General features: G+C 72.0%; 6 protein-coding genes. 1 reads left to right on the plus strand and 5 read right to left on the minus strand.

Going from position 1 to position 8,444, the window contains the following annotated elements; genetic code table 11:
* The 5 genes from QH283_RS26895 to QH283_RS26915 all read right to left on the minus strand — a co-directional run.
* Positions 1 to 876, minus strand: an 876-nt coding sequence (locus tag QH283_RS26895) for a YhgE/Pip domain-containing protein (RefSeq protein WP_280505731.1), incomplete at its 3' end; no start/stop codon positions are given.
* A gap of 165 nt (positions 877 to 1,041) precedes the next feature.
* Entirely contained in the window at positions 1,042 to 2,424 is a 1,383-nt protein-coding gene (locus QH283_RS26900; protein WP_280505732.1) for a sensor histidine kinase, read from the minus strand.
* A 71-nt stretch (positions 2,425 to 2,495) separates the two neighbouring features.
* Positions 2,496 to 3,209, minus strand: a complete 714-nt coding sequence (locus QH283_RS26905; RefSeq protein ID WP_280505733.1) for a response regulator transcription factor — start codon at positions 3,207 to 3,209, stop codon at positions 2,496 to 2,498.
* 159 nt (positions 3,210 to 3,368) lie between these two features.
* Positions 3,369 to 3,755, minus strand: a complete 387-nt coding sequence (locus QH283_RS26910) for a hemophore-related protein (protein ID WP_280505734.1) — start codon at positions 3,753 to 3,755, stop codon at positions 3,369 to 3,371.
* 162 nt (positions 3,756 to 3,917) lie between these two features.
* Positions 3,918 to 5,930 (minus strand): AMP-binding protein, encoded by a 2,013-nt coding sequence (locus tag QH283_RS26915; RefSeq protein WP_280505735.1) that lies wholly within the window; start codon positions 5,928 to 5,930, stop codon positions 3,918 to 3,920.
* Positions 5,931 to 6,241: 311 nt separating this feature from the next.
* Here QH283_RS26915 and QH283_RS26920 point away from each other — a divergent pair.
* On the plus strand, positions 6,242 to 8,444 hold a 2,203-nt coding region (locus QH283_RS26920; RefSeq protein ID WP_280505736.1), incomplete at its 3' end, for a sensor histidine kinase.

Raw genomic sequence — 8,444 nt, forward strand, 5'->3', positions numbered from 1 at the left:
GCCGTGGCCGGTGTCCGCCGTCACCGGGACATCGGCGTGCTCACCCTGGGCGGCGGGCTGGCCGGCGTGCGGCTCGCTCAGGGCGCGCAGCTGGTCGAGTTCGGCGATGATGCCCGCCAGGGCGGGGTCGTCGGCGAAGGGCAGGGCGCGCAGCGCGGGCGCGACGGCGTCGAGCCGGGCGCCGACAGTCCGGGCGGACTCCTCGATCCCGGCCACGGTCAGTCCGGTGGCGTCCAGCGTGTCGGCGAGCTGCCCGGCGCGCTCGGCGGCGGTGGCGACCGCCGCGTCCAGGGCCTCGACCGAGGCGGTCAGCTCCCCGGCCCCGGCCTCGGCCTTGCCGAGCAGGTCGATCATCTGCTGGGCGCCTGCCTCGAATTCCGCCGCGCCGGCGGCGGCCGCGTCCACGCTCGCGCCGAGCAGCTGGGTGGTGAACCGCACCCCGCCCAGCCGGGTGCGCGCCTGGGCCGCCGCGTCCAGGGCGGCGTCCACGCCGGTGGCGCTGATCCGGCGGGTCAGCAGGGTCGTGGCTCCGTCCACCAGCTGCCGGTCCGCCCTGTCGCCGGTCAGCACGGAGACCTCGGCCCGCCGCGGCCGCGGGCCCGCCAGCGAGCCGACCGAGTCGGTCAGGTCGCCGGGCAGGGTGATGACCGCGGCGTAGGTGCCCGCCGCGGCCTCCTCGGCGGTGACGAACCGCCAGTCGTAGCCGCCGCCGTCGCGGCGCAGCGAGTCGGCCACCCGCGCACCGGTCGGGCCGGTGTCGGCGTCGACCAGGGCGATGGCGGTCGGCGGCGGGCCCGAGGCCGCGCAGGCGCTCGCGGTGCCCGTGACCATGACGCTGGCCACCGGGATCACCCATCGGGTTCGGATCGTTGTCATGTCCCGGACTCTATGGACCGATTTCCCTTCCTCCTCGTAGAGAACTCTGAGGATTCTGTGAGGCCGGATTCTGTGACGTTGCCGGGCGCGGGTCGTGAAACGAAACAGCGCCCCGGTCACGGATTCGGGACCGTCCACGGCGGGGGCGCGCCGCGCGCGGTCGGGTCATGCGATTTCCGAATTGCCGGGCCGTTGCGGCAATTCCAGAACCAGTCGCGCGCCGCCGAGCGGGCTGTCGGTGAAATAGGCGCGCCCGCCGTGTAATTGGGCCTGCTGCGCGACCAGTGCCAGTCCGAGCCCGGAGCCGCCTTTTCCGGCCTTGCTGCCACGACGGAATCGTTCGAACACCAATTCGCGTTCGTCGATCGGCAATCCGCTGCCGTTGTCGTCGACGGCGATGACAATCGTGCCGTCGCCGCGCCGGTGGGCGTGTACGGCGGCCTCGGTGGCGCCGCCGTGTTTCACCGAATTCGCCAGCGCGTTGTCCAATGCCAGCCGCAGTCCGGCGGGCAGGCCGCGGGTCACCAGGTCGGTGTCGGTGTCGATGCGCACGGTCAGACCGGGGAAGTGGCGCATGGCGTCGTGGGCGGCCTGATCGCACAACTCGCCCACGTCGGTGTCCACGTGGTCGCGGTCCTTGGTGAGATCGCCGGTGGCCAGCCGCTCCAGCGCCGAGAGCGTGGCCTCCACCCGTTCCTGGCCGCGCTGCAGATCGTCGAGGATCTCCGCGCGCTGCTCGGCGGTCAGGTCCAGGGTGCGCAGCACCTCCAGATCGGTGCGCATGGCGGTCAGCGGGGTGCGCAGCTCGTGGGCGGAGACGGCGGCGAAGTCACGGGCGGTGGCCAGGGCGGCGGCGGTCTCGGCCTGGGCCCGGTCCACCCGCGCCAGCATGGTGTTCACCGCCTCGGCCAGTTGCTCGGCCTCACGCACCCCCGAGCCGTCGACCGGCGGCTGCGCCGTGGCGGGATCGCCGAAAGCGGTTCGCGCGCCGACCCGTTCGGTGAGGTCGACGATCGGGCGCACCGCGCGTCCGGCGAACAGCCAGCCGAGCGCGGCCGCGGCGGCCACCGCAAGCACCGCGCCGCCGAGCACCCTGCGCTGCTGTTCGGCGGTCACCCTGGCGGCTTCGTCGGCGGGAATGCCCAGCGAGACGGTGCGCCCGGCGGGCTGGTTCTCGGTGGTGGTGAGCACCCGGTAGCGGGTGCCGTCGACGGTCACGGTGCGCGAGCCCACCGGCAGGTCGGGCAGCCGCACCGGGCTGCTGGCGATCAGTTCGCCGTCGTCGCGCACCGACAGCGCCATGTCGTCGTTGAGGCCGGTCAGCCCGAGCACGCCGACCGCGATCACCGGGTCGATGAGCACCAGCCGCGAGGCCACCGCCAGCTGCTGGTCGCTCTGTTGCAGGTTGATGCGCTCGATGGCGCGCACGGCGACCGCGCTGACCAGCAGCACCAGGATCACCGCGCCCGCGGCGGCCGCGCCGGCCCCCCTGGTGCGCAGCGAGAACGTCCGGCGTCGGCGCGGCCGCGCGCGGCTGTGCCGATCCACCCCGTGCTGATCCACCCCGTGCCGATCCACCCCGTGCTGATCCGACCCGTGCGAACGCATTTCGGGCGAACTCACTTGGGCGCTCGCAGGACGAACCCCACCCCGCGCACGGTGTGCAGCAGGCGCGGGGTGCCGTCGGCTTCCAGCTTGCGGCGCAGATAGCCGACGAACACGTCGACCACATTGGTGTCGGCCGCGAAGTCGTAGCCCCACACCAGCTCGAGCAGCCGCTCCCGGCTCAGCACCACGCCCACATTGCGCGCCAGCGTGGACAGCAGTTCGAATTCGCGCTTGGTCAACTCGACCTCGCGCCCGTGCAGCAGCGCGCGATAGCCCGCCACGTCCACCGCGAGCGGGCCGACCGTGACGGTACCGGGCGCGGCAGTGGGCGCGCTGTCGGTGCGCCTGCGCAACAGGGCTTTGATCCTGGCCACCAGCTCGGCCAGCACGAACGGTTTCACCAGGTAGTCGTCGGCGCCGGACTCCAGGCCGGAGATCCGGTCGTCGACCGAGGAACGGGCGCTGAGCACGCACACCGGCACGTCGTTGCCCAACGCGCGCAGGGCGGTCACCACCCCGGCCCCGTCCAGCAGCGGCATGTTCATGTCGAGGACGACGGCGTCGGGACTGTGCTCGTTCACACTGCGCAGCGCGGCGGCCCCGTCACGGGCCACCAGCACCCGGAAACCGGACAGCCGCAGGCCCCGTTCCACCGAGACGAGCACGTCCTCGTCGTCGTCGACGACGAGGACGGTGGGCAGGTCGTCCGTGTTCACGCCGACCATTGTCCCGGTGCGTGCGGCCGGGGCAGCCCAGCGACACCGGACGGCCCGGCCCCGCGGCGCGCGGCCCCGAACCGGACGGCGTTCGACAGCGCCGCCTCCGCGGGGGAGACGGCGCTGCCGACGGCCGGTCTGTGCCGGACAGGCGTCATCGCGGGACGATCAGTAGTTCTGGCAGGTGGCCGCGACCTGGGCGAGCACCTGGCTCAGCTGCGCCGCCCTCGGATCGTTCTCCGCCCGCTGGGCGGCCTCGGGGTTCTCCGCCAGCAGACGCTGGAACTCCGCGCGGCGCTCCTCGACCGGGCGGTCGAACTGCTGCTGGAGCAGGGCCTTCTGGCTCGGGTTGGCGTCGAGCAACTGGGCGAGCTCGGGCGCCTCGACCCGCAGTGCCGCCTCGACCTGGGCGAACGAGCAGTCGCTGCTGAGCAGCGGCTCGGCCAGCTCGGCCGGTCCGGCCGCGGCGACCGAGGGGCCCAGGAAGACCGCGGCGCCCGCGGCAGCGGCGGCGGTCAGGCCGGCGAGACGGGTACGGGTGCGAACGAGATTCATCGATCGATCCTCCAGATCCTGTCGGGGTGTGCGGTGTCCGACTACCCCGACGGTAGGCGCGCACACGACCCCCGAGTGTGAGAGTTCGATGAGGAATCTCTGAGGAACCATTCCGCGGGCGCGCGAAAACGCCTCTGACATGGACCTTTTCGGTGTGAGGCGTCAGACGCTCGGCTGTGGGTCCTCTCCGGCGGGCGCGCCGCCGTTGCTCGCCGCGGCCCGCGCCGCCCGCGCGGCGGCATCGGCCCTGCTGGTCAGGATCTGGTCCTCCAGCGCGGCCAGCACCGCCGGGTCCTCGATGGTGGAGGGCACCTCGACCTGCTCGCCCGCGCTGATCTGGCGGATCGTCTTGCGCAGGATCTTGCCGGAGCGGGTCTTGGGCAGCCCGGCCACGACCACCGCGTCCGAGAGCGTCGCGATGGTGCCCACCTGCTCGCGCACCCGGGTGATCAATTCCGCGCGCAGGTCGGTGGGATCGATGTCGACGCCCTCCTTGAGCACCACGTAGGCGATCGGGCGCTGGCCCTTCAGCTCGTCGGGCAGGCCGATGACCGCGCACTCGGCGACCGCCGGATGACCGGCGACGGCCGCCTCCATGCTGCCCGCGGACAGCCGGTGACCGGCCATGTTGATCACGTCGTCGCTGCGGCCGAGGACGTAGAGATAGCCGTCCTCGTCGAAGTAGCCCGCGTCGCCGGTGGCGTAGTGGCCGGGGAAGGCGGAGGTGTAGGAGCGGATGAAACGGTCGTCGTCGCGCCACAGCCCCGACAGCGTGCCCGGCGGCATGGGCAGGCCGATCACGATGTTGCCCTCCACGCCTGGGGCCACCGGATTGCCCACCGCGTCCAGCACCCGCAGCCGGAAACCGGGCACGGGCACCGAGGACGAGCCCGCCTTGATCGGCAGCTGTTGCAGGCCCAGCGGGTTGGCGCAGATCGGCCAGCCGGTCTCGGTCTGCCACCAGTGGTCGACCACCGGGCAGTCGGGCCGCCGCGCCAGCAGGGTGTGCGTCGCCCATTCGAAGGTGGCCGGGTCGAGCCGCTCGCCCGCGCAGAACAGCGCCCGCATCGACGACAGGTCGTGGCTGTGCGCCAGCTTGGCCTCCGGGTCGGCCTTGCGGATGGCCCGCAGCGCCGTGGGTGCGGTGAACAGCACCCGGACGTCGTACTCCTCGACGATGCGCCAGAACGCGCCCGCGTCCGGGGTGCCCACCGGCTTGCCCTCGTAGAGCAGCGTGGTGGCCCCGGCCAGCAGCGGCGCGTACACGATGTAGGAGTGGCCGACCACCCAGCCGACGTCGGAAGCGGCCCACATCACCTCGCCGGCGCCGATGTCGTAGATGTTGCGCATCGACCAGATCATGGCCACCGCGTGCCCGCCGTTGTCGCGCACCACGCCCTTGGGTTTCCCGGTGGTGCCCGAGGTGTAGAGGATGTACAGCGGGTCGGTCGCGGCGACCGGCACCGGATCGGCCTTCGGCGCCTCGGCGACGGTGTCGTCCCAGTCCAGCCAGCGCACCGTGTCGCCGGGGCGGCGGTAGTCGTCCTCGTCCGGCGCGAAGTGCGGGGAGCGACGCTTGACCAGCACGTGGCGCACGGTGTCGGTCTCGGCCAGCTCCAGCGCCCTGCGCACGATGGGCGGGTAGGCGATGCGCCGGTTGGGCTCGAGGCCGCCGGCCGCCGTGAGAACGAGCACAGGTTCGGCGTCGTCGATGCGGGCGGCCAGTTCGGGCGCGGCGAAACCGCCGAAGACCACCGAGTGCACCGCGCCGATGCGCGCGCAGGCCAGCATGGCGATCACGGCCTCGGGGATCATCGGCAGATAGACCACGACCCGGTCGCCCTGGCGCACGCCCAGCTCGCGCATGGCCCCGGCGAAGGTGGCGACCTCCTCCACCAGTTCGGCGTAGGTGTAGGTGCGCTTGGCGTGGGTCATCGCCGAGTCGTAGATCAGCGCGGGCTGGTCGGCGCGCTCGGGCAGGTGCCGGTCGAGGGCGTTGAAACAGGTGTTGAGCCTGGCGTCGGTGAACCACCTGGCCACCGGCTTGAGCCCGGGATCGACGATCTGGGTGGGCGGGACGTCCCAGTCGACGGCCTGGGCCGCGTCGGCCCAGAAACCGGCCGGGTCGACCAGACTGGTCTGGTAGACCGGCCGGTACTCGCGCTGTTCGTTCAACTCCGGTGACTCCCTAGCCCTCGCTTCGATGCCCGCCTCGATAGATCCGAATGATTGTGGCAGACTTCACGCGACGTCCGGGAGGGCGCCGCGACCTCTGGTTATGCCCGGAACGGGCAGGTCAAGTCCCATGGCGCTACCTGATGTCGCCCAAGCTGTTATTGATCCGTTAGAATCTGATGTCACTTATTTCGGCCGTCATAGACGCAATTTCTCGGCCAGCCGCAGTTCTCGGCCAGCTCCACCTGTCGAGCCAGATGGAGGTTCGCTGATGGCGCGTGGATGGGGCCAGTTTGGAAAGTGAGTGGGAGATGCGTGACGCCGCAAGGTCCGGCAAGAAGCGCTGGGCGCTCGGCAATTGGGACCTGCGCTGGAAGGTTACGGCGGTTCTCGCCGTGCCGCTGGCCGTCGCGGTCGGTCTCGGAGTGTCGAGGATTACTTCGGAGTTCGGCGAAGCCAACCGCTTGGAGAACGTCTCGGGCAACATCGAGGTCATTCCGGCCGTCACCGGCCTGAGCGCCGCGGCCGCCACGGTCGCGGGCTCGCAGATGGTGTCGCTGATCCCCGGCGCCTCCGTGGTGACCGATCAAGACCTCACCGAGCTCGACCAGGCGATCGCGACCGCGGAGGACGCGGTCGGCAAGTTCGACGGCCGCCCCGAGTCGCAGGACTCGCTGCAGACCATGATCACCGAGTCCAGGGCCATCCTGGCCAGGGGCAAGGCCGCCGCCGACGCCGACGAGGCGCTCGGCGGCATCGACAAGATCCGCAACGAGAACGTGAGCATCGTCGAGGCCACCGTCTCGCAGGTGAGCGACCCGGCGGTGGACGCGGCCAAGCTGCGCCTGGTCGACTCGCTCAACACCCGCGCGACCCTGGTCTCCGAGCTCGCCGCGTTCAACATCGTGTTGCACGACTTCAAGGCGGGCGTGCAGGCCTTCGTCGCGGCCTCCGAGGCCGAGCGCCACCTGCTCAACGTGCTCGCGCACCGCTTCCCCGAGGGCGACACCGCCATCCAGGATCTGCGCGCGGGCGTCGACACCCGCATCGCGCTGATCGAGGGGCCGGAGGCGCAGGCGGGCAAGATCCCGCTCGGCGAGTTCAAGACCTCGCTGACCACCAGCGTCGACGTCTACGAGCGGGTCATCGCCAAGGCGACCGACGACCTCGACGCCGCCATGGCCGACCTGTCCGGCCGCGCCAACCGGGAGGCCTGGACCTACACCGCGGTCGTGCTCGCGACCATCCTGGCGGCGCTGCTGCTCGCGGTGTTCGTGGCGCGGTCGATGATCGTGCCGCTGCACCGGCTGCGCCTGGCCGCCCTGCGCGTGGCGGAGAGCGATCTGCCGCACGAGGTCGCCCAGCTGCGCACCGGCGCGTCCCCGGAGGACGTGCCGCTCGAGCCGATGCCGATCCGCTCCGACGAGGAGATCGGCCAGCTGGCCCGCGCCATCGACGACATCCACGGCCAGGCGCTGCGTCTGGCCAGCGACCAGGCGCAGATGCGTTCGCAGGTCAACGACATGTTCGAGACCCTGGCAAGGCGCTCCAAGTCGCTCGTCGACCATCAGCTCACCCTCATCGAGGCGATGGAGTACGACGAGAAGGACCCGCGCCTGCTGGAGAACCTGTTCCGGCTGGACCATCTCGCCGCCCGAATGCGCCGCAACGGCGACAACCTGCTGATCCTGGCGGGCACCAAGCAGCGCCGCGCCAAGTCCGCCCCGGTCGAGATCGCCGACGTGCTGCGCGCGGCCATCTCCGAGGTCGAGGACTACGAGCGCGTGAAGCTCGGCGCCACCCCGCGTGGCGCGCTCAAGGAACCGGCCGCCTCCGACCTGGCGCACCTGTTCGCCGAGCTGCTCGACAACGCGCTGCGCGCCTCGCCGCCGGAGACCGATGTCAAGTTCACCTTCGCGCAGGCGCACGACCAGGGCCTGCTGATCGAGGTCGCCGACCGCGGCATCGGCATGCCGCCCGCGGAGATGGCCGAGATCAACCGCAAGCTCGAGCAGACCGCCGAGCCCGGCCCGGAGACCGCCCGCCACATGGGCCTGTTCGTGGTCGGCCGGCTCGCCGAACGGCACGGTCTCACCGTCCGGCTGCGCCCGACCTTCGACACCGCCCGCGACCCGGGCGTCACCGTCACCGTGCACGTGCCGGTCGGCCTGATCGTGCCGGTCAAGGGCAGCTCGGGCCAGGGTGTGCAGATCGCCCCGGCCCAGCCGAACCCGAACCAGCCCGCGGCCATGCAGACTCGCGCGGTCACCCGCACCTCGGCGGGCAACATGGTCGTCACCGTCGACCCGGGTGTCAGCGGCCCGATCCGCACCGATTCCGCGCCGAGCACGCCGAGCACACCCACGCCGAGCGCCCCGGCGGCCCCGGCGGCGGGTCCCGGCGGTCTGCCGCAGCGCCAGCCCGGCTCGGCCGCCGCGTCGGCGGGCATGTCCACCGGCGACAGCGGCTCCGGCGGCGGTCCGCACTCGGCGAGCCTGCGCGAGTCCAGTGCCT

Origin of the sequence: Nocardia farcinica, assembly GCF_029867845.1 — a bacterium.
Classification (GTDB): Bacteria; Actinomycetota; Actinomycetes; order Mycobacteriales; family Mycobacteriaceae; genus Nocardia; species Nocardia farcinica_A.

Excerpts from the sequence above, each read along its gene's own strand:
- QH283_RS26910 (WP_280505734.1), bottom strand. The coding sequence starts at position 3,755 with ATGAATCTCGTTCGCACCCGTACCCGTCTCGCCGGCCTGACCGCCGCC.
- QH283_RS26905 (WP_280505733.1), bottom strand. The coding sequence starts at position 3,209 with ATGGTCGGCGTGAACACGGACGACCTGCCCACCGTCCTCGTCGTCGAC.